The organism is Oceanisphaera sp. (assembly GCF_048268965.1).
In the GTDB taxonomy this organism is placed as follows: Bacteria; Pseudomonadota; Gammaproteobacteria; order Enterobacterales; family Aeromonadaceae; genus Oceanimonas.
Window position 1 is genome coordinate 145309 of sequence record NZ_JBLWUK010000003.1, and the last position, 22832, is coordinate 168140.

Sequence of the window (22832 nt, forward strand, 5' to 3'; positions counted from 1 at the left end):
CTTCTCCTTATTATTTATTGCTGGCCTTGCCATTGCTCGGGGCGCGTAAAGCGCAAGGCATCCAGTAGTTGTCCGGAAGCATTCATAATGCGATATTCCGCCAGCAACTGATCGTATTCGGCATTAATGTAGGAGCGGCGTGCCTCAAACAACTCGTTTTCGGTGTTCAATACATCCAGCAAGGTACGATTACCTAAAGAAAACTGTTTTTTATAGGCATCTACGGTCTTGAAGCCCGACTCGACATGCTGACGCAAGAAGTCTTTCTGACGACCGAGTGATTCGTACGCCGCCCAGGCCAGGCGCATGCCTTCATCGACTTGGCGATGGGCATTCATCTGAATGTCTTTCGCCTGCATTTCCAGCGCCGAGGTGGCACGACTGCGCGCCACATCGGCCCCGCCGTTGAACAGGTTGTAGCGCATGCGCACCATGGCGGCAAAATCGGTGTTATGGCCGCGTACCCCGTCAATATCGTCGTCCCAGTTACTGTCCAGCTCTAAATGGACTTTGGGATAAAAACCCGACTTGGCATCTCTATGCTGATGGTGAGCCGCATCCACATCAAACGCGGCGGAAGTCAGCGTGGGGTGCTTTTCTTGTGCAATAGACAAAGCATCATCCAGTGTGGCCGGTACAAAGTTGGCATCGGCTTTGGGCTGGCGCAGATCACCGGGTACCTGGTTAACCAGCGCAATAAACTGACTTTGCGCATCACGCAAATTGTTTTCTGCTGCCGTCATATTGGAGTAGGACCGCGCAACCCGCCCTTGCACCTGGGTAAAGTCGGCGCTAGAACCTACGCCCGAGTCGGTGCGGCGTTGAATATCCGAAGCAATCTGTTCGTGGGTTTCCAGGTTGCGACGCGACAGCTCGACGATTTCATCCTGGCGCAGTACATCCAGGTACACCTCGGCCACCCGCAGGGCAATATTTTCGGCGTCGGACAAGAGCTCGTAACGCTGGGCATCGGCTTCCGCCTGGGTACGATGCACGTTACTGGAGGTCTTGAAGCCGTCGAACAGTAACTGACGCAATGACAGGCCGGCTTCTTTACGCGTCAGGGTCTTGTCGGCCCGGTTGCCTCCGTCACGGGTTCCCGGGCTGTCGGTATATTCATAGCCAATGCCGGCATTGGCATCCAGGGTAGGAAAATAACCTGCCACTGCTTCATCTTGTTCATACTGCCTGCTCTGATAAAGGTGGAAGGCTTCTTTTACCTTGGGGTGGGTCATTAGCGTCTGTGTTACCGCTTCTTCCAGCGTCTGCGCTTGAGCCGGTAACACACAGCTTAAGCCAACTAGTATCGCTATTGTTGTTTTTTTCATTGCTACTCTCCCTGTGACAGTTAACGCTCACGCAAAGCGCCCTGTTTTGCTCTTAATATAGGCTTCAGTAAATAATCCAGTACCGTTTTCTTACCCGTGATGACATCAACCCCTGCCTGCATACCCGGAATAATCTTGAGGGGAGCGGCTTCGGTCCCCAGATGGCTTTCCCGTGTGCGAACGGTAGCAAGAAAAAAGGTATTGCCTTCATCATCCTGTATCGAGTCGGCACTGATTTTTTCTACTTCGCCAATCAAGCCCCCATAGATAGTAAAATCATAGGCGGTAAACTTGACCATCGCCTCCAGCCCCGGACGTAAAAAGCCAATATCCTTGGGCTCGATACGAGCCTCCACCAGCAAGGTATCTTCCAGTGGCACGATTTCGACCAGATCTATCCCGGGCTGAACCACCCCTCCCACCGTGTTGACGTTGAGGGTTTTGATGGTGCCTTTAACCGGAGACGTGACCGAGGTGCGGCGCACTCTATCCTGTAACCCCACCTCCCCCTGCTGTAATTGCATCAGACGGTTTCGTCTTTCATTCAGCTCTTGCTGTGCCTCGGAACGAAAGGTCAGCGCCACTTCTTTACGCTTGAAGATGTTTTCTCGCAGCGAGGCATTCAACTTGGGCAACATCAACCGGGCTGACTCCAACTCCCCCTTCAGCTGGTTCAATTGCCGCTCAAGACGCAATATCTCGACCTGTGGCACTATGCCCTCCCTGGCTAGCGGGCGACTCATGTTCACTTCGCGTGCCGCCAAAGACACCCCCCGTTGCAAGGTGCGCACCTTGGCATTGGTTTCAATCACTTCCTGTTCTCGCTGCTCTATCTGGTTACCAAAGATAGACAGCTGGTTTTTTACGAACCCCAGTCGTTCACTGTACAAAGAACGCTGAAATTCAGGCTGTCCGGGGTATTGCTCGCGAAACTCGTCCGGAAACTCCAGCTCTTCCTTGGCCACTTTTACCTGCTCACGCCAGGCCAGATCCGCATCTTCCCGAATATGCATGGAGCTGACCTCGGCTTTCAGTCGCCGTACATCTCCCTGCAAGGCGGCTATTTCCTGCTCACGCTCCCGGAGATCCGATAAAAACCGAGTATCGTCAATCAGCAGCAATGCCTGCCCCTTTTCAACCTGCTGCCCTTCACGCACATACAGCTCGCGCACTATGCCGCCTTCGAGGTTGGAGACCACCTGAATCTGGCTCGAGGGGATCACCTTGCCCATGCCCGAGGTCACTTCTTCGAGTTCGGCAAAGTACGCCCACCCCAGCGCCACCCCCACAAAAACCAGCATAGTCCACAGCAAAGCCTTGCCCGCCCTGGGCGTATTGAGCAACACGGCGGCCGCGGTGTCATTGGTATAATCCAGCAGCTCGGGAGGCAGTGTTTTCTTAGCCATAGCTCGCCTCCTTGCTGCGCACCTTGCCGGACTGCAATTGCTGCAGTACCTGCGCCTTGGGGCCATCGGCCACGATTCGCCCCTGCTCCAGCACTATGATTCTGTCGACCACGTCCAGCATGGAAGTACGATGGGTCACCAGCAGCAAAGTCTGCCTGGAAGTCAGTTTTTTCAATTCCTGACGTATATACAGCTCGGAGCGGTTATCCATGTTAGAGGTGGGTTCGTCCATCATCAGCATCACGGGATCATTCAGCAGGGCGCGGGCAATGGCGACCGCCTGTCGCTGGCCGCCAGACAACTGCCGGCCCCCCTCCCCAACCTGTTTATCCAGACCATCGGGATCCTGATTGGTAAACAGAGTCACCCCCGCCCGTTGCGCCGCCCTTAACACCTGATTTTCATCCGCTAACGGATTGGCAATCACGATATTGTCGCGAATGCTGCCAAAGAACAGGTTTACATCCTGGGGCACGCAGCCAATATTGCCCCTGAGCACCGCCGGCTGCAGCTGGCCAATATCGATGCCATCGATGCGCAAGGCTCCGCCGGTAGGTTTGTAAAGCCCGACCACCAGCCGCTCCAGGGTGGTTTTTCCCGAGCCGATCCGGCCGATAACGGCGACTTTTTCTCCGGCCTTGATGTGCAGATTCACATTACTCAGGACGTCATGATCTGCACCGGGGTAACGAAAGCTAACCTGATCAAACAGAATATCGCCGCTAAATACGGGATGGTGAATAAAATGCCGACCTGCTTCATGCTCTTCGGGCGATGCCATAATTTGCTCAAGCACCCCCATAGCGGAACGTGCCTGGTTATAGCGAGTAGAGAGCACCGACAGCTGTACCATGGGGCCAATTGCTCTGCCGCTCAACATAACGGCAGCGATCAATCCCCCCATCGACAGCTCGCCGGCGGCAATCAGATACACCCCCAATACAATCAGACTGATGGTGGAAAATTGTTGAACAACACTCGCCAGGGTAGACACGGAATTGGTGAGGCGGCGGGTTTTCATGCCCCAATTGGCGATATGGCTGACCGCCTGTTCCCAGCGATGCTGAAAGGCCCCCTGAGCACCAAACAGCTTGATGGTTTCCAACCCCGAGATGCCTTCAACCAGGTTGGCATTCTTCTGTGAAGCCAGTCGGGCTCCCTCTTCGATACTGCGTTTCAGCGGCCTTTGGATCAGCAGGCTGAAGCTGATCAGCAGTAAAATGGCCGCGATGGGCACCCACACCATGCTGCCGGCAAAAATCCAGATAACGATCAGAAAAATAAACGCAAACGGAATGTCGACCAGAGCCGCGACTGTGGCCGAGGTCAGAAAGTCCCGTACCGACTCGAACTCCTGCAAATGCTTGGCAAAGGCGCCGGTTGACGGAGGCCTGGCCTCCATGCGCATGCCCATGACCTTGGAAAATATTTGCGCCGACAGCAAGACATCGGACTTTTTGCCGGCGATATCAATAAAGTGACTGCGCAACATGCGCAGCACAAAATCGAACACAAAGACGATAGCCGCCCCCACCGCCAGCACCCATAAGGAATCGAACGCCAAGTTCGGCACTATCTTGTCGTAGACATTCATGGTGAACAAAGGCGTCACCAGGGCAAATATATTAATCAGCAAAGAGCCAATCAGAACATCTCTGTAAATGGAAAAAGAACGGCGCAAGGTTCCCCAAAACCAATGGCCCTCTCCGGTATCCAGCACTTTGGGTGATCGTGCATCAAATCGAAATTTGGGCTTGGTAAAAATAACCCGGCCGCTAAAACCGACAGACAGTTTTTCAAGGGGGAGCCATTGCTCTCCTTCCCCCGAACCAGGCAGCATAACGCGACAACGCTGCTGCTCGGTGTCGAGTTCCAGTAATACCGCCGCTCCGTTTTCCTTTAACAGCAATATACAAGGCAGCAGCAGATCAGAAATAGTATCAAGCGCATGCGCCGCATGATGAGCCGATAATTCGGCGCGCTCGGCGGCACGGGCAAATAACAGAGGGGTCAGCTTGCCGTCGGCTAGCGGCAGTCCGCTGATCAACGCCTCTCCCTGGTAAGGGTGGCCGTATATCTTGGTCAAAAACACCAGGCTTTGCAGCAAGGGATCCTGACCTGAATGTGAATCCTGCATAAATGGCGGAGCCTCGTCAGTGACGCTTGAATCTTATTCTAGTGAAGTTATGGAGACTTCGTTGATATGAATAAAAAAACAGCAGCGAAAAAATCGGAGGCCACCAGACAACGCCGCAGCCCATCCTGTTGATGCGCAGGCGTTCCACCCGGGTATGAACACAAAAAAATACCGGCGCTGGGCCGGTATTTTTCAAGCTTTGAAAGCGATTATTTACAGTACATTATTCGCATTTAATTCACTAAATGCCTGCTCTAGCCGAGTAATCATGCTGTTTTGGCCTTCACGCAGCCACACTCGTGGATCGTAGTACTTTTTGTTTGGCTTATCGTCGCCTTCCGGATTGCCAATCTGACCTTGCAGGTAGTCCTGCTTGGCCTTGTAGTAATCCATCACCCCGGTCCAGGTCGCCCACTGGGTGTCGGTGTCGATGTTCATCTTGATTACACCGTAACCAATTGACTCCTTGATTTCTTCAGCCGATGAGCCTGAGCCACCATGGAACACGAAATTAAGCGACTTGGCTGGCAAACCGAACTTTTCAGACACGAACTTCTGGGAGTTATCCAGAATTTTCGGCGTCAACTTGACGTTACCTGGTTTGTACACGCCGTGCACGTTGCCGAAAGAGGCCGCTATGGTGAACTTGTCGCTAATGGCACTCAGCTTTTCATAGGCATAAGCCACATCTTCAGGCTGGGTATAAAGCAAGGAGCTGTCCATGCCGGTGTTGTCTACGCCATCTTCTTCGCCACCGGTACAGCCCAGTTCAATTTCCAGCGTCATGCCGATCTTGCTCATTCGTGCCAGATACCGGGCACAAATCTCGATGTTTTCTTCCAGGCTTTCTTCGGACAAGTCGATCATGTGCGAACTGAACAGCGGCTTGCCGGTTTCGGCGAAGTGCTTTTCACCCGCTTCCAGCAGGCCATCAATCCAGGGCAGCAGTTTTTTGGCTGCATGGTCGGTGTGCAGGATAACCGGCACCCCGTAAGCCTCTGCCAGGGCGTGCACATGACGGGCACCCGAGATGGCTCCCAATACGGCGGCCTGGTGTCCGTCCAGCTTAAGGCCTTTACCGGCAAAAAACGCGGCGCCACCGTTAGAAAACTGCACCACCACTGGCGCCTTGACCTTGGCTGCCGCTTCCAGCACGGCGTTTACCGAGTCGGTCCCCACCACGTTGACGGCGGGCAGTGCAAATTCCTGCTCTTTGGCAATGGCAAAGATTTTCTGCATATCGTCGCCGCTGACTACACCCGGCTTTACTACATCTAAAATTTTCTGAGACATTACCTTGCTCCTATCTAAAGCACATTCGGCCGGCAAGCTGCGCCAGCCGAAAATAATCAATAACCTTGTTTACTGCTTGGCTCTCTGCTCCAGCATGGCGACGGCGGGCAGCGTTTTACCTTCTACAAACTCGAGAAAGGCCCCACCACCGGTAGAGATATAAGAGATTTGGTCTTTAATACCGAACAAGTCGATGGCCGCCAGCGTATCACCGCCACCGGCAATAGAGAAAGCATCACTCTCGGCAATGGCTTGGGCCACAATTTCGGTACCACGGCGGAAGTTTTCAAACTCGAACACCCCCACAGGGCCATTCCAGATGATGGTTTTGGCGCCTTTCAGGATCTCGGCCAGCTGCTCGGCCGATTGATCACCCAGGTCGAGAATTTGCTCGTTATCACCGACTTCGGACACATTTTTTACCGTGGCGGCGGCACTGTCGGAAAACTCGGTGGCGGTGCGCACATCGGTGGGCAGTGGAATATCACACTTGGCCATCAGTCGCTTGGCTTCGGGGATCAAGTCGGCTTCATGGAGCGACTTGCCCACATTGTGGCCGGCGGCGGCCACAAAGGTATTGGAAATACCGCCGCCCACTACCAGCTGATCGGCGATACCGGACAAGGACTCCAGCACGGTCAACTTGGTCGACACTTTAGAGCCGCCTACCACCGCCACGAGAGGGCGAGCAGGGTTGTCCAGCGCCTTGGCCAGGGCTTCCAGCTCCGCCGACAACAGCGGCCCCGCACAGGCCACGGGGGCAAACCTGGCCACGCCATGGGTAGAGGCCTGAGCGCGGTGTGCCGTGCCAAATGCATCCATGACGAACACGTCACACAGGGCGGCGTACTGGCGAGACAGCGTCTCATCGTCTTTTTTCTCGCCGGGGTTAAAGCGCACGTTTTCCAGCACCACCAGCTCGTTGGCAGACAGTTCTACGCCATTCAAATAATCGCTGGCCAGACGTACCGGTACCGACAAGGCTGTTTGCAAGTAGTCGACCACGGGCTGCAGCGAAAACGCTTCGGCAAATTCCCCTTCGGTGGGGCGGCCCAGGTGCGAGGTCACCATCACCTTGGCGCCCTGAGCCAGCGCCGCTTCAATTGTCGGCAGCGAGGCCAGAATGCGTGCGTCTGAGCTGACGGTACCGTTTTTAACCGGTACGTTCAAATCAGCCCGGATCAGCACTCGCTTACCAGACAAATCGAGTTCATTCATTTTGATGACTGACATTAAGGTGTCCTCTATAGAGCAGTAATAATAATATTTAATCGATAATTGACGGCTTGAACCAGGCCAGGCTGGTGTCGAGCATGCGGTTGGCAAATCCCCACTCGTTATCACACCACATCAGCATTTTAATCAGGTTGGCATCGCTCACCCGAGTCTGAGTACCATCTATGGTGGAAGAGTGCGGGTCATGGTTGAAATCTATCGAAACCAGAGGCGCTTCGGTATAGCCCAACACGCCCTTAAGCGGCCCCTGGGCCGCGTCGCGCAGCACCTGGTTGACTGCCTCCACCGTCGCCTTGTGCTCCACCAGCACACTCAGGTCCATGGCGGTCACGTTGATGGTGGGCACCCGCACCGAAATGGCCTCAAACTTGCCGGCAAAATGGGGCAATATGCGTTCGACCCCTTTGGCCAGTTTGGTATCCACCGGAATAATGGACTGACTGGCGGCGCGCGTGCGGCGCAAATCGTTATGGTAGGCATCAATCACTTGCTGATCATTCATTGCCGAATGAATGGTGGTAATGTTCCCGCATTTTATATTAAACGCCCGATGCAGGGTTTCGATGACGGGCACTACGCAGTTGGTGGTACAGGAGGCGTTAGAAATGATGGTCTCGGTACCGGTCAGTTGCTGATGATTGACGCCATAAACAATGGTGGCATCCACATCATTATCACCCGGCTGAGAAAGCAGCACCTTTTTAGCGCCGGCGCGCAAATGCAGGCCCACCTCATCGCGGCTCGACAGTACCCCGGTACACTCCAGCACCAGATCTACATCCAGCTCGGCCCAGGGCAGCCTGGATGGGTCGGGCTCGTGGAACAAGCGGATCTGGTCATCGGCAATATCGAAAGCGCCGGGTAGCAGCGTCACTTCCTGACTAAAACGGCCATGACTGGAGTCATAGCGAGTAAGATGCGCCATGGCTTCTGGCGTAGCCAGCTCGTTAATGGCAACAATTTTCATATGACGATGCAAATCACGCTCGTAAAAAGCCCGTAATACACTGCGTCCTATGCGGCCGTAGCCGTTAATGGCGACTCGAATCATTTACTCTTATCCCTGCTAGGCTCAAAGACGGCCTCCATCGTTAGACTTGGGGCACTTTAATTCAGCCTCAAGTCTAACGGGGATTGAAAGCAAGGGGAATGGCTGGGGCCGTGATGACGGCCTAAAAAGCAGAACCCGGCCGCATCTGCAGCCGGGAGTCAGTAAAAAGGAGTTTAAATACCTTCGTATTCGAGTTCTTGCTGTTCGATTTCAACCGGTCCGTCGGCTTGTTGTTGCAGCCAGCATAATAGCTGAGCCGGGTAACAATCGTCCGCCGTGGACGGGCAAGGCGTTGTTGATAACGAAGTGACATTCAGCTGCGATACATAATCCATTATGTTTCCCTCTTTGACACTAGCGGCTTGTTGACCCTGACAGGTTAACACCCGATGTTGACGCTTATATGACAGTCAACATGCCTGAGCATAGACAAGTCCGCCCACTCTTGCCAGCTAGTGCGGGACCAGTATCGACTCTTCCTCCATTTCGTCCAGCTCGGGCTCGGGTAAATCCAGCTCCATTTGACAGGCCTGGGCTTCGGCCATTTCTTCTGCCTCCAGGTACGGAAATACCTCTTCCTTGGGCACATCCACAAACTCTTCGTTACGGGGGTCAAGTTCGCTAATCACCCCCGCCGTTTCTACCGGGCTCGGGATATAGTCTGCCTGATCGGCCACTTCAACCATTTTAGAGCTCTGGCGCCAGAATAGTGTATAACTGCCCAGTGATAGCGCTATGCCCACACAACCATAATACAGACCTTGTGAGCCAAGCCAGGTCATCATGCTGGAGCTGAACAAGGGGCCGAGGGCACTGCCCAGGCCGTAGCTCAACAGCAGTGTCGTGCTGGCCGCCACTATATGCTGTGCCTCCATACGGTCGTTGGTAATGGCCACCGCCACCGGATAAATGGCCGCCACCATGCCCATGTAAATCGCCGAAAAACCAATCAGTAACCCAAGGTGATACGAGCCGGCAAACACCACGCCCAGGGCACTCAGTACCACAAATACATTAATCCAGATCAGGATTTTACTGCGATCCAGACGGTCGCATAAACGGCCCAGGGGCCAGGCAAATAAAATAAAGGTAAATACCGAGGCCGCCATGAAATACGACAATTGATCGACCTGCAGCCCCACTTGTATGGCATAGACGGGAGCCATGGCATAAAAGCTGCTGATCAGCATGCCGCTGCACAAGGCGGCCAGCAGGCCCACCGGGGCATCTTTGATAATGGCCTTAACGCTGATCCGTTCGCTGTGCTCTATGGTCGGTGCTTCCACCCGACTCAAGGATAAGGGGACCAGGGCGGCGGTCAGTACAATGGCGCCCAGGGTAAAGGGGACAAAGGCGGCCGGATCGGTAAAGCCTATCAACAACTGGCCTGTGGTGGCCGCCAGGTAAGTACAAATCTGATAAGCAAAAAACAGGGTGGCGCGGTTTTCATTACTGGCCACGGCACTAAACCAGCTTTCAATCACGATAAAACAGCCGGCCACCGCGATGCCACTGAAGGCACGCAGCAAGGACCAGATCAGTATGCTGTCGGTGAGTGGAAAGATGAGCGTCGAGCTGGCCAAAAAGGCACTGAACACGGCAAAGGCACGAATGTGCCCGACTCGCTTGATGATTTTTGGTCCATACAAGGATCCCAGTACAAACCCCACCGAGTAACACACCATGATGGCGCCAATCAGCGTCGGCTCAACCCCTTTCAGTCCCAGGTTAACGCCCAGTAGCGTCATCACGAAAGTATTGCCACCCATTAGCAGGAAGACGCTGAAGATTAACGCAGAGAGCGAGATGACCAAACGTTTTAGCATGCAAGGCCCACTAGTTATGTTGAGTGAAAAATCAATAAGCGAAGAGTGACAGCAAATTCGCTGACTAAACAGATCTGAATATCAGGTTTAATGATAAACGTGAAGGACAAGACATTTTTATTGCCCGTCATCAACAGGCGATGCCGGGTATGTTGGCAGGACAAAAAAAATCCTCGGACCAGCCGAGGATTTTTTAGCTTAACAAGGCAGGATATTAACCTTGTGCTTTAAGCTGTCGGCGATAGGCATGCAGCAGTGGCTCGGTATAACCGCTGGGTTGAGTCGTACCCTCAAACACCAGGTCACACGCCGCCTTAAAGGCAATACCGTCGAAGCCGGGTGCCATGTTGCGATACAGCGGATCCGCCGCATTCTGCTGGTCAACAATAGCGGCCATGCGCTTCAGTGACTCCAGCACCTGATCCTGAGTCAGAATGCCGTGACGCAGCCAGTTGGCAATGTGCTGTGCAGAAATACGCAAGGTGGCACGGTCTTCCATCAGGCCCACATCATTGATGTCCGGCACCTTGGAACAACCCACACCCTGGTCAATCCAGCGCACAACATAACCGAGAATGCCCTGAGCATTGTTATCCAGTTCGTTCTGGATTTCTTCTGCGCTCAGGCTGTCTTTTTCCGCTTGTGTCAGCAAGGGAATAGTCAACAAGTCATCCAGGCTTGCCGCCTGACGAGATTTAATCTCGTCCTGGCGTGCTTTCACACTGACCTGATGGTAATGGGTAGCATGCAAGGTGGCTGCCGTCGGTGAAGGTACCCAAGCGGTGTTGGCACCCGCCATGGGGTGAGCAATTTTCTGCTCCAGCATCTCGGCCATGTGATCCGGAATCGCCCACATGCCCTTACCAATTTGTGCCTTGGCCTGCAGGCCCGCCGCCAGACCCACGTCTACGTTGTTGTTTTCGTAGGCGCCAATCCAGGCTTGCTGCTTCATGTTGCCTTTACGCACTACCGGGCCGGCTTCCATGCTGGTGTGAATTTCATCACCGGTACGGTCCAGGAAACCGGTGTTAATGAACACCACGCGCTCGCGTGCTTCATGGATACAGGCTTTCAGGTTAACACTGGTACGGCGCTCTTCATCCATGATACCCACTTTCAGGGTATTTTTGGCCAGGCCCAATACCTGCTCAACCCGCTCAAACAACTCACAGGCAAAGGCCACTTCTTCCGGGCCGTGCATTTTCGGCTTAACGATATACACGCTGCCGGTGCGCGAGTTTTTGAACTCACTGTTGCCCTTGAGATCGTGAATGGCGATCAGGCTGGTGATCAGGCCGTCAAGAATGCCTTCTGGCACTTCGTTGCCGTCTTTGTCCAGTACCGCTTCGTTGGTCATCAGGTGACCCACGTTGCGCACAAACAACAGGCTGCGACCATGCAGGGAGAACTCTTCACCATTGGGTGACAGATACTGGCGATCCGCATTCAGGCTGCGCGTAAATTCTTTATCGCCTTTCTGGATTTTCTCGGTCAGAGTGCCTTTCATCAGACCCAACCAGTTGCGGTACACAACGGCCTTGTCTTCGGCATCGACGGCGGCCACTGAATCTTCACAGTCCATGATGGTGGACAAAGCAGATTCCAGCACCAGATCCTTGATGCCGGCCTTGTCGCTGGCACCCACCTGATTTTCGCGATCGAACTGCAGTTCGATGTGAATACCGTTGTTGCGGATCAGGACGACGCTTGGCGCCGCTGTGTCACCCTTGTATCCCACAAACTTGTCGGCATCGGCCAGGGTAGTGGCTTCGCCATTTTCCAGGGTAATCTGCAGCTGACCATTTACAACCTGATAAGCGGTTGCATCTGCGTGGCTGCCGGCGGCAAGCGGTGCAGCCTGATCAAGCAGGTTACGACCCCATGCAATGACCTTGGCGGCACGGCGTGGGTTAAAAGCCTTGGTTTTTTCTGCACCATCGGCATCCGAGATAACATCGCTGCCATACAGTGCGTCATACAGGCTGCCCCAACGAGCGTTAGCGGCATTCAGCGCATAACGAGCATTGTTGACAGGTACCACCAGCTGAGGGCCGGCAAGCGTCGCCAGCTCGGCATCAACATTGGTGGTGGTGATAGCAAAGTCTTCCACTGCCGGCAATAAATAGCCGATATCAGTCAGAAACTGTTTGTAAGCCGCGGCATCAAACGCCTGGCCGGCGTGAGTCCGGTGCCATTCGTCAATCTGATGCTGCAGTTGTTCCCGTTTTTCGAGCAGGGCGCGGTTTTTGGGAGCCAGATCATTAACGATCTGCTCCATGCCTGCCCAAAAGGCTGCTGGCTCAACGCCAGTACCGGGGATGATGTCGTTTACTACCAGATCATGAAGAACGGTAGCGACTTGTAAAGTGCCGAGGTGAGTACGTTCCGTCATAGTTGCTTCTTCTATTCTAGTTTATGTTGAAGACCAATAACCCTAATTGCTTGGTTGCAATAGTTTACCCCGCGAAGGGAGGTAGAGGCAAAAGTGAGTTGCTACAAGTTGTCGCCCAACTTTTACAAATTACGAACAACAAATCACTTTCTTTATAAAACCCATACAATTCAACCAGATAATGAAACAATATGCAAAAAAACTAATTGGTCACCGACTCGACACTTCCGGCCATTGACGACATTGATCTCGGTTCGGTCGTGAAGGGGGAAGCATAATGCATGAAAAGGACGGCATAACACCGAACCTGTGGGTCTGGCGGCGATTGTCCCCTCCCCTGTTTATAAGCAAAAACCAAGACTATTTTTGCCACGAAACCACAGACGAAGAGCAACCAGATAATGGGGATGAAGGGTTAGAAGCCTGCTTTAGCTGGCAGGTTTGGTGCAGTAACCCTGAAGCGACGACACAGCAGCAAGGCTCACATCCACGCAGGGCATGGATGCAAGGTGCTATTGATTCATTTTCCGTGCTGATGATGTTTGACCAAAGATACCCGTTTAACGGTCCAGCATGCTGTGAATGTCTTCGTCGCTGCGATGGCGAACGTCTTTACCTTTTACAAAGTAAATAATGTACTCGCAAATATGCTGCACCCGGTCACCCACGCGCTCCAGGGAGCGTGCGCACCAGAGTACGTTTAACACATGAGGAATAGATCGCGGATCTTCCATCATAAAAGTCATGAGCTCACGGATGATCGACTCGTATTCCCGATCGACCTTGGCATCTTCCTTATGCACTTCTATCGCCGCTTCTACGTCCATACGGGCAAAGGCATCCAGTACTTCGTGCAACATTTTCACCGTGCGCCGGCCCATGTTTTCCATCGACACCAGCGGCGGCTGCTTCTTGTTGGCATTATCCAGCACCATCATGCCAATGCGTTTGGCCACATCACCAATACGCTCTAAATCGGTAATGGTTTTGATAATGGCCAGCACCAAACGCAAATCCGATGCGGCTGGCTGGCGCTTGGCAATAATGCGGGTGCAGTCTTCGTCGATATCGACTTCCAGCGCATTCACCTGATGGTCGTTGGCCACGATCAGGCGTGCCAACTCCAGGTCTTGTTTATGAATGGCGGTGATGGCGTCGGTTAACTGCTGCTCGACCAGGCCGCCCATGACCAGCACCTGGTTCAATACTTCTTCCAGCTCGGCATTAAACTGCCCGGAAATATGTTTTTTAAGATTCTGGTTATTCATGGTGGTTTCCTTAGCCGTAGCGTCCGGTAATGTAGTCTTCGGTTTTCTTCTTGCTGGGTGTGGTGAACAGGGTATTGGTATCCGTGTACTCGATCAGCTCGCCCATGTACATGAAGGCCGTATGATCCGACACCCGTGCTGCCTGCTGCATATTGTGGGTCACTATGACCACGGTAAACTGCTCTTTCAGGGTGTTGATCAGCTCTTCGATCACCAGGGTGGAAATGGGATCCAGCGCCGAGGTGGGCTCGTCGAGCAACAGCACCTCCGGCTCTATGGCAATGGCGCGGGCAATCACCAGTCGCTGCTGCTGGCCACCAGACAGCCCAAAGGCATTCTCGTGCAACCGGTCTTTGGCTTCGTCCCACAGTGCCGCGCCACGCAACGAGCGCTCTACCGCTTCATCCAGGCGGCGTCTGTCATTAATCCCCTGCAGCCGCAGGCCATAGACCACGTTTTCATAAATCGACTTGGGGAACGGATTGGGCCGCTGAAACACCATACCCACCTGCCGGCGCAGGGCCGCCACATCCACGCCTTTGGCGTAAATATTCTGGTTATGTAACAGAATTTCACCCTCGATACGGCAATTGTCCACCAGATCATTCATGCGGTTGATACTGCGCAACAGGGTCGACTTGCCGCAGCCGGAAGGCCCGATAAAGGCCGTCACCTGCCCCTTGGCAATCTTCATGTCCACATTAAACAGCGCCTGTTTGTTACCGTAAAATAAATTGAGATCTCGTATTTCCAGCGCCGTTTGCTCGGCACTCAAGGCGTCGGTATTCAACGTCTGGCTAGCTCGCGTCATGTTCTGATCCATGGTCATGGCTACATTCATCATATTATTACCTCAAACTGTAGTGGGTGAGGCAAGGGACAGGTCGCATTCTCGTCCACTCTGCCCTGCTCACCGGCATGCAGCCTCACCGCCCCACTGCTTATTGATCGAGAGAACGGAATTTTTCCCGCAGGTGATTACGAATACCAATGGCGGTCAGGTTCAGCCCCACTATCACGGTTACCAGCAAGAAGGAGGTGGCGTAAACCAGCGGCCGCGCAGCCTCTACGTTAGGGCTCTGAAAGCCCACATCGTAGATATGGAAGCCCAGGTGCATGAACTTTCGCTCCACGTGCAGGTACGGAAAGTTACCATCTACCGGCAAGTTGGGCGCCAGCTTCACCACTCCCACCAACATCAGTGGCGCTACTTCACCCGCGGCCCGGGCAATGGCCAGGATCAGTCCGGTCATAATGGCCGGACTGGCCATGGGGATCACGATGCGCCACAGGGTTTCGGCTTTGGTCGCCCCCAGCGCCAGGGATCCCTGACGCACAGAACTGGGAATGCGGGACAGCCCTTCTTCGGTGGACACTATCACCACCGGCAAGGTTAAAATGGCCAGCGTTAACGCCGACCAGAGCACGCCGGGCGAGCCAAAGGTCGGAGTTGGTAACGACTCCGGGTAAAACAGCTGATCCAGCGAGCCGCCCACCATGTAGACGAAAAAGCCCAGGCCAAACACGCCATATACGATGGACGGCACCCCGGCCAGGTTGATCACCGCAATGCGGATCATCTTGGTCAGGTTGTTCTTGCCCGCATATTCGTGCAGATAAATCGCGGCCACCACCCCCAGCGGCGTGACGATAATGGCCATCAGGATCACCATGAACACGGTGCCAAAGATGGCGGGGAACACGCCGCCTTCGGTGTTGGCCTCGCGGGGCTCACCACTCACAAACTTGCCGATTTGTGAAAACCAGTGCAGCGTCTTCGATACCAGCCCCATGTCGTTGGGCCAGGTGGCATCCAGCACTGTGCCCAGCGACAGGGTAACGGACTGACCCCGCATGTCGCGGATCACCACATTGTCACGGCGCGCCTGTTCACGCAGGGCAAACAGTTGCTTTTCCAGTACCTGATAGTCGGCTCTTAACTGTTGTTCTTCGGCGCGAATGCCGGCCAGTGCCTGCTCGGTGGCCTCCCCGTCCAGTTCCAGACGACGTTGTTTGAGGCGCAGCTTTTCAAGCTGGAAGTTAATGGTGCCAATGTCGCCTCTTTGCAGCGACTTCATCTCACTGTTCAGTTCGCGTACCCGTTTCAGACGGGTCTGAAGCTGCTCACGCAGGTCACCGCCCACGGCGCTATCACCTTGCAGCACCTGCTCGACATAGCCATAGAAATTGCCGTTGTTGGAACGCTCCAGTACCACCAGATCGGCCGGTTGCTGGCGAGAGACAATGTTGGTTTCCAGTAACCAGCGAAAATCGAGCGGTACAAACTCGCGGTTACCGGTTTTAATCAAATAACGCGTTAACGTCTCGGCCGTTACGCCCTCCAGTGCCAGGCCGGCACCACGCAGTTGAGCCAGCGGCACCTGTTCACGATCGTGAATTTCACCAATCACCGTATAACGTTCGCCCGCCGGTGTACTGACCTGCCATTCATAGATACTGTGTGGCCAGAAGAATGTCAGCCCCCGCCAGCCAATCAAGAGTAACAAGCCTAATACCGCCACCAGGCTGATACTAACGGCGCCGCCTGTCATCCAGATCCAGGGCGCGCCCGATTTAAACCATTTATTCATCTGTGGTTCCGCCCTTACATTGAACTGTATTTGTCACGCAGCCGCTGACGAACAAACTCGGCAACCGTGTTAAACAAAAAGGTGAAGACAAAGAGTACGAAGGCCGCCAGAAACAGCACTCGGTAATGCGAGCTGTTGACTTCCGCCTCCGGCATTTCCACCGCTATGTTGGCCGCCAGGGTACGCATGCCGTTGAAGATGCTGAGATCCATCACAGGGGTGTTACCGGTGGCCATCAGCACTATCATGGTCTCGCCTACGGCGCGCCCCAGCCCCATCATCACGGCGGAGAAAATACCCGGGCTGGCAGTTAACATCACCACCCGGGTCAGGGTTTGCCAGGTGGTGGCACCCAGCGCCAGCGAACCATTGGTTAAATGACGGGGGACGGAAAATACCGCGTCTTCGGCAATGGAAAAAATGGTGGGAATGACCGCAAAGCCCATGGCGATGCCCACCACCAGGGAGTTGCGCTGATCAAAACCGATGCCCAGCTCGTTGGTCAGAAAACTGCGGGCGTTGCCGCCAAACAACAGGTTCTCTACCCAGGGGCTCAAGGCAAAGGACAGCCAGCCCACCAGTACCACCAGCGGCAGCAATAAAACACACTGCCACCCTTCAGGCACCCGGTTGCGCAGTGACTTGGGCAGATGATGCCAGGCAAAGGCCATCAGCAGGATAGATACCGGCAGCATCACCAGCAGCATCACCATGCCCGGCAGGTGGCTTTCAATTAACGGTGCCAGCCATAAACCGGCCAGAAAGCCGAGGATCACCGTGGGCAGCGCTTCCATGATTTCTACCGTGGGCTTGACCACCTTGCGCAGTCCCGGCGACATAAAGTAAGCGGTGTACACGGCACCGGCAATGGCGATGGGCACCGCAAACAGCAAGGCATAAAAAGCCGCCTTCAAGGTACCAAACGAGATAGGCACCAGGCTCAGCTTGGACTCGAAGTCACTGCTGCCGGAGGTGGACTGCCACACATACTGTGGCTCGGGATAGCCTTCGTACCACACCTTGGTCCACAGCGCTTTCCAGGTCACTTCCGGGTGTTCGTTTTCAACATAAAAGGTCGACAGTTTGTTGCCGGTCAGCATCAATAACATGGAGTTGCGAGGCGACACGGCCAGGGCCGACACATCCGAGCTGGCCAGCGGTGCAGAAAACAGTCGCGAACCACCTGTGGTGTGAAAGATATCCAGGCTGCCATTGCTGGAGGCGGTAATAAAGCCCTTGCGATCGACCTCTGAGGTAACTTGTTGCACGGCGCCATTGGCAGCAAAGTCACGAATAAAGGTGAACTCTCGTTTGCCGTCACGGGCCACCTCGAACCACTGGGATATTTTACCGTTGTCGTTGGCCACCAGAATGGAGTTGCCGCCCGATAACAGACTCAAGGTCGTAATGTTGCCGCCCTGCGCATTCATGGTCAGTACGTTGCGCAGCTGTACCTGGTTGATATTGCGCACATCAAACACATAAACCTCGTTGCCGCTGCGCACAAACAGAAAGCGCTGATTGGGCGTCAGCAACAACTGATCAACCTCGGCCGGCAGCCCCGGGATTTCAACCCGAGTCGGGCTGAGCTCCACCTCGCCGGTCATGAAGTTTTCTTTTCCCGCAAAGCGGGTGAGCACGCCGACACCTGTGTCGGTCAGGGCAGCCACCAGAAGGTCATGGCCGTTTCGAGCCACACTCAGCTGACTCAAGGCCCGTCCTTGTGCATCGACCACCAGGGGCTGCTCGCCAAAAGGAAAGGCCACTTCGGGGGCTATGGTGCGAATATTATCGGGGTAACTGACACTGAACTTGGGTGACAGCACCTGGATGCGGCCATCAGTCAAGCCATAGGCGACCATGTTGTGACTCGTGCTGCGGGCGACACTGGTCACCTCGCCGTCTATGGTCAGGCTGTAGACTCGCTTGCCCTGTTGGGGCAAGGAGTAGAAGTTGACCTCGCCTTTATCGTTAAAGCGATACACCAACTCGTTTTGCTCTTCGACCCCCAGCAAGGCCGTATTACCCTGGCTGGCATGGGTATCCAGCAGGCTGAATTCGGGCCCGGGCTCAACACGCGCACCATCAAAGATAGGCTTGATCACATAAAGCAGATAAAAGAAGATCAGCAGCAAGGCCACCAGCACCAAAATGCCGCCAGAGGTCACGCCGATTTGCGCTATCCGGTCTTTCAACCAGCGCTTGCGACTGCCCGACAAGGCGATGGCTTGAGTTTGGGTTGACATGGGTCCACCTCGATAAATATCCAGTGGCGCTTATTGTATGGCGAATAGATGACAACTTTGTGACATGACCGTTAGCCAAATAAGTTTTTAAGTTCGCCCCGCTAACTCAACACCGGCTGACAGAGAAGAAGGCTTTCCCTCACGACTTCCTGCACCACAAGCTGAGTTTGGCGCGCAGAAATGATATCATCCGGCGCTTGACTGGCCGGTATAACGACTGTGAAGGTAGGGGATTATTGCGATGGCGCTACTGATTGAAGACAGCTGTATTAATTGCGACATGTGCGAGCCGGAGTGCCCGAATGGAGCCATCAGCTTTGGCCCCGAGGTGTATGAAATAGAGCCGGATTTATGCACCGAGTGCGTGGGCCACTATGAGAAGCCCACCTGTATCAGTGTGTGCCCTATCGACTGCATTATCGATCATCCCGAGCACAGGGAAACCAGCGAACAGCTGTGGGACAAGTTTGTACTGCTGCACCACCAGGATCAATAACCCGGGAGCCGGGTTACATCTCCGGCTCTGGCAGCACCTTGTTATCCGGCAGCAACAGCCAGGCGGTCAGGCCGGCAAAAGACAACAACAAGCCTCCCAGTACTATCTGATCCATCTGTGGCAACACCCCTTGCAACAACAAGAAGATCCCGCCACCCAGGTTGGTGCTGCCTCCCAGTAAGGCCCCGGCCGTGCCGCTGTGTTGTGCAAAGGGTGCCACCGCCTTGGAGGTGGCCACCGGAAACAGCATGCCTGCCCCGGCAAAATACACGCCGCCCCCCAGCACCAGTCCAGCCAGACTCAACTCGGGCTCGAAGGCGGCCATCAGGATCAAGGCCGCGCCGAGCAAGAGTGCCGCCGTGGCCATCCATTGCAGACGATAAATCGACCAGGCATCGGCTTTTATCGCAGCCATCATGGCCCCGGCAAAATACAAAGGTAGCGGCAGAATGAACAGGATACTGATTTCAACGCTGCTCAAGGTACTTTGTTGACTCACCAGCACCGAAAACACCGCCTCATAGAGGATCACACCGGAAAAGGCGGCCATCAGCATGCCCATTTGGCGACAGAAGGAACGACTGTGCAATACGTGCTGATAGGCCGGCAACATGGGTTGGCTATGGCGAGACTCCAGCGGCAGGGTTTCACTAAAGCCCCGCCAGATGATGACCGCACTCAGTACTCCTACCGCCAGCAAAAATACATACATGAACTGCCAGCCAAACTGCTGATTGAGGTAGCCGCCAATAAGGGGGGCCAACAGAGGCGCCAGCATGATGCCCATAGACACATAGCCGTTATAGCGAACCAGATCACTGCCGCTGAACTTGTCGCGCATCAGGCTACGGCACAGGCTGCCTGCCGCCGCCGTGCCGGCGCCTTGAATAAAGCTGCCTAATAGCAGAATGTAATAGACTGGCCAGGCCACAATCAGCGCCGAGCCCAGTACATAAATACCCAGTCCCACCAGCAACACGGGGCGACGGCCAAGTCGGTCGGACAACGGCCCATAAACAAACTGGAACAGGCCGTAAGGGATCAGGTAGAACGCCATCACCAGCGGCAAACGGTCGCTGGCAACCCGCAAGGCACTGGCCATATCATCCATGGCGGGAACATAAAGAGTCTGGGTCATTTGACCCGATGCCACCATCAGGATGGTGAGTAATACCAAAGACAGGCCCGACATGGCCGCGCGCTCCAAGTAATACCCGTATGGGTAGGTGTTAACTGGATCGCATCATAATCAATAGCGCGATTAACTAGCAATAGCGCAGCACCTGACCTTTTATAATGCTTAGACCTAGTTTTTCTAATCAGAAACAATAGCCATAACTCAGGCTCCAGCTGCTTATGCCATCGTTAGGCTGCTTGATGCCTCCGTTGGATAAATGCCGGGCTTCAACCGCCAGAGAGTGTCTTCCTTTCGCCAGCCCCAGGCCTGCCCGACTGCTGAATTGAAACTCGCTAGACAGATCCTTAGGCCCAAGCCGGGTGTCACTGATCCAGGCAGGACCAATTCCGGCAAACACAAACGGCTGTATGTTCGCCTGTGGGTTAACAGAGTAGTGAATCATGGGGATCAGACTGACCTGTATTAAGTCATCCGCCCCATACTCCCAGTAAGCCACCTCACCACCCAAACCATAAGCCAGCCGTCCGGCTCCAGGCTGGCGCCAGGGGTGCAACCAGTTCAAGCCGGCATGGTAGCTTTGCGCCCCATAACCCGCCCCCGTCCCCAACACCAGAGCCCGCTCGGCATAAGCTGGCACCGCCAACAATGAAGCCACCAAGAATATGAATCTGTACATGTCACGCTCCTCTATCATTAGATAAATGATAGCTGGATTTTATCTTTTAAAACCGACGATTACGGTAAAGAGCCGGGTTAACAACAGACACCCTGTCTGTTAGGACTGCCAGATAAAACGGAGTGGCCCATATTTAATCCTTGCCTGAAAGCGCTTCACAGGTATAATACGCCGCTCAAATTTCGTTCTTTAACATCAAGTGGGTTCACTCATATGCATCCGATGCTGAATATCGCGATACGCGCTGCGCGTAACGCTGGTCAAGTTATCGTCAAAGGTTTTACCAATTCCGATAACATGGAAACGCGCCAAAAAGGCCCGAACGATTTTGTTACCAATGTCGATCTCGACGCGGAAAACGCTATCGTCAATACCATTCGCAAGTCTTATCCGGAGCACACCATTATTGGTGAGGAGTGTGGTGAACTGACTGGCAGCAACCCTGATTACCAGTGGATTGTTGACTCACTTGATGGCACCACCAACTTCATCAACGGTATTCCCCACTTCGCCGTCTCCATTGCGCTGCGTGTAAAGGGCCGTACCGAACAAGCCGTAGTCTATGATCCCATTCGCGATGAACTGTTCAGCGCGAGCCGTGGCTCAGGCGCTCAGCTGAACGGCTATCGTATCCGTACCGGCAAAGCCAAGGATCTGAACAACACCGTGCTGGCTACCGGTTTCCCCTTTAAGCAAAAGCATCATGCCGACGCCTACCTGGCCATGTTCAAGGACATGTTTATTCAGTGTGCCGACATTCGCCGTGCCGGCGCCGCCAGCCTGGACCTGGTCTATGTGGCAGCCGGTCGCGTAGACGGTTATTGGGAGCTGGGCCTCAAGCCCTGGGATTTTGCGGCAGGCAGCCTGATTGCACGTGAAGCCGGCGCTATTGTGACCGACTTCGTTGGCGGTCATAACTTTGAGCGCAGCGGTAACCTGGTGTGTGCCAACCCCAAGGTACTGAAAACCATGCTGTCGACCATTCGCGAGCACCTGCCCGAGTCTTTGGCGCAGTAAAACGCCCGGCGCCCGGCAAGCTGATAAACACCGTACTCCATGAGTACGGTGTTTTTTTATGCCCGCAGCTCCCCCGCCCCCTGTAGTCGCTGCTTTATACCAATCTAAGTAAAAATATGATCTATTTTAAAGCTGAGTACCAGAGGAAACAGAGTCAGCTCCCACGACACGCCACTGGGCTAGCCATCTTTGCTGGGTAAGGGCTGCGAATATTCACAGGATATTCGGTCCATTACCCAACAAAGATACACGGCAGCAAGCTGCCCCATACGGGCTCGGGAAATGACATCCCTGTCATTTCACGGTCGTGGGAGCCGAACTCTGTTGCCTCTCCACAAGCACTGAGTTGCCTGTAGATAGCACCTACAGGCAACTCCGCAGCTGGGGGCGGATGAAGGGATCTACTCCACCGACCATCACATGACAAGGAGGTCATGTGTTTGAGCGCCACAGGGATGTGCTTGCAGCGTGTCGGTGGAGTAGACCCTTCGTTCGGCCTTTACTGAGCAGATAAATAGACCAGTTACTTACTCAGTTTGGTATCAGCTGCTAGATCCGGCAACGCCGGATCGGATGCACAGGTTCAAAGCAATACGGTGAAACATGAGATATCGGTGCTGGGATATCGCTACGCGATATTGCACAGCGGTCGCAGTGCCTACAAAAACCATACCCCCTCACTCTTCACTCTTCACTCTTCACTCTTCACTCTTCACTCTTCACTCTTCACT

The 22832-nt window shown here is 54.2% G+C and carries 17 protein-coding genes; 2 read left to right on the forward strand and 15 right to left on the reverse strand.

Annotated elements, in window-relative coordinates; genetic code table 11:
- Nucleotides 1-14 precede the first annotated feature (14 nt).
- From ACN0VL_RS03205 to ACN0VL_RS03265, 13 genes are all read right to left on the reverse strand, one after another.
- Complete coding sequence (locus ACN0VL_RS03205) at nt 15-1328, reverse strand: TolC family outer membrane protein (protein ID WP_417614683.1); 1314 nt, start codon at nt 1326-1328, stop codon at nt 15-17.
- Nucleotides 1329-1348: 20 nt separating this feature from the next.
- Nucleotides 1349-2734, reverse strand: coding sequence for an HlyD family type I secretion periplasmic adaptor subunit (locus ACN0VL_RS03210; RefSeq protein ID WP_417614684.1), 1386 nt, complete (start codon nt 2732-2734; stop codon nt 1349-1351).
- The gene (locus ACN0VL_RS03215) at nt 2727-4871 is read right to left on the reverse strand and encodes a type I secretion system permease/ATPase (RefSeq protein WP_417614685.1); all 2145 of its coding nucleotides are present in this window, start codon (nt 4869-4871) and stop codon (nt 2727-2729) included. The genes ACN0VL_RS03210 and ACN0VL_RS03215 overlap by 8 nt, the downstream gene beginning before the upstream one ends.
- 213 nt (nt 4872-5084) lie before the next feature.
- A complete protein-coding gene (gene fbaA, locus ACN0VL_RS03220) occupies nt 5085-6164 on the reverse strand; it encodes a class II fructose-bisphosphate aldolase (RefSeq protein ID WP_417614686.1) in 1080 nt (359 codons plus the stop codon).
- 69 nt (nt 6165-6233) lie between these two features.
- Nucleotides 6234-7397: a phosphoglycerate kinase gene (locus tag ACN0VL_RS03225; protein ID WP_417614687.1), complete on the reverse strand. Its 1164-nt coding sequence runs from the start codon at nt 7395-7397 to the stop codon at nt 6234-6236.
- Between the two features lie 34 nt (nt 7398-7431).
- The gene (gene epd / locus ACN0VL_RS03230; RefSeq protein WP_417614688.1) at nt 7432-8451 is read right to left on the reverse strand and encodes an erythrose-4-phosphate dehydrogenase; all 1020 of its coding nucleotides are present in this window, start codon (nt 8449-8451) and stop codon (nt 7432-7434) included.
- 173 nt (nt 8452-8624) lie between these two features.
- Nucleotides 8625-8786, reverse strand: a complete 162-nt coding sequence (locus ACN0VL_RS03235) for a hypothetical protein (RefSeq protein WP_417614689.1) — start codon at nt 8784-8786, stop codon at nt 8625-8627.
- Between the two features lie 117 nt (nt 8787-8903).
- Complete coding sequence (locus tag ACN0VL_RS03240; protein WP_417614690.1) at nt 8904-10277, reverse strand: MFS transporter; 1374 nt, start codon at nt 10275-10277, stop codon at nt 8904-8906.
- 214 nt (nt 10278-10491) lie between these two features.
- Nucleotides 10492-12669, reverse strand: a complete 2178-nt coding sequence (locus ACN0VL_RS03245) for a malate synthase G (RefSeq protein WP_417614691.1) — start codon at nt 12667-12669, stop codon at nt 10492-10494.
- Between the two features lie 560 nt (nt 12670-13229).
- The gene (gene phoU, locus ACN0VL_RS03250) at nt 13230-13937 is read right to left on the reverse strand and encodes a phosphate signaling complex protein PhoU (protein ID WP_417614692.1); all 708 of its coding nucleotides are present in this window, start codon (nt 13935-13937) and stop codon (nt 13230-13232) included.
- A gap of 10 nt (nt 13938-13947) precedes the next feature.
- Nucleotides 13948-14781 (reverse strand): phosphate ABC transporter ATP-binding protein PstB, encoded by an 834-nt coding sequence (pstB, locus tag ACN0VL_RS03255; RefSeq protein WP_417614693.1) that lies wholly within the window; start codon nt 14779-14781, stop codon nt 13948-13950.
- Between the two features lie 97 nt (nt 14782-14878).
- Nucleotides 14879-16528 (reverse strand): phosphate ABC transporter permease PstA, encoded by a 1650-nt coding sequence (gene pstA / locus ACN0VL_RS03260; protein WP_417614694.1) that lies wholly within the window; start codon nt 16526-16528, stop codon nt 14879-14881.
- 14 nt (nt 16529-16542) lie between these two features.
- Nucleotides 16543-18774, reverse strand: a complete 2232-nt coding sequence (locus tag ACN0VL_RS03265) for an ABC transporter permease subunit (protein ID WP_417614695.1) — start codon at nt 18772-18774, stop codon at nt 16543-16545.
- A 241-nt stretch (nt 18775-19015) separates the two neighbouring features.
- Between ACN0VL_RS03265 and ACN0VL_RS03270 the strand changes: the two genes are divergently transcribed.
- Complete coding sequence (locus ACN0VL_RS03270) at nt 19016-19270, forward strand: YfhL family 4Fe-4S dicluster ferredoxin (protein ID WP_417614696.1); 255 nt, start codon at nt 19016-19018, stop codon at nt 19268-19270.
- Nucleotides 19271-19283: 13 nt separating this feature from the next.
- Here the strand turns inward: ACN0VL_RS03270 and ACN0VL_RS03275 are convergent, their stop codons facing one another.
- The gene (locus ACN0VL_RS03275; RefSeq protein WP_417614697.1) at nt 19284-20462 is read right to left on the reverse strand and encodes an MFS transporter; all 1179 of its coding nucleotides are present in this window, start codon (nt 20460-20462) and stop codon (nt 19284-19286) included.
- A 127-nt stretch (nt 20463-20589) separates the two neighbouring features.
- A complete protein-coding gene (locus ACN0VL_RS03280; RefSeq protein ID WP_417614698.1) occupies nt 20590-21084 on the reverse strand; it encodes an acyloxyacyl hydrolase in 495 nt (164 codons plus the stop codon).
- Nucleotides 21085-21297: 213 nt separating this feature from the next.
- Between ACN0VL_RS03280 and suhB the strand changes: the two genes are divergently transcribed.
- Nucleotides 21298-22101, forward strand: a complete 804-nt coding sequence (gene suhB / locus ACN0VL_RS03285) for an inositol-1-monophosphatase (RefSeq protein ID WP_417614699.1) — start codon at nt 21298-21300, stop codon at nt 22099-22101.
- Nucleotides 22102-22832: the final 731 nt, after the last annotated feature.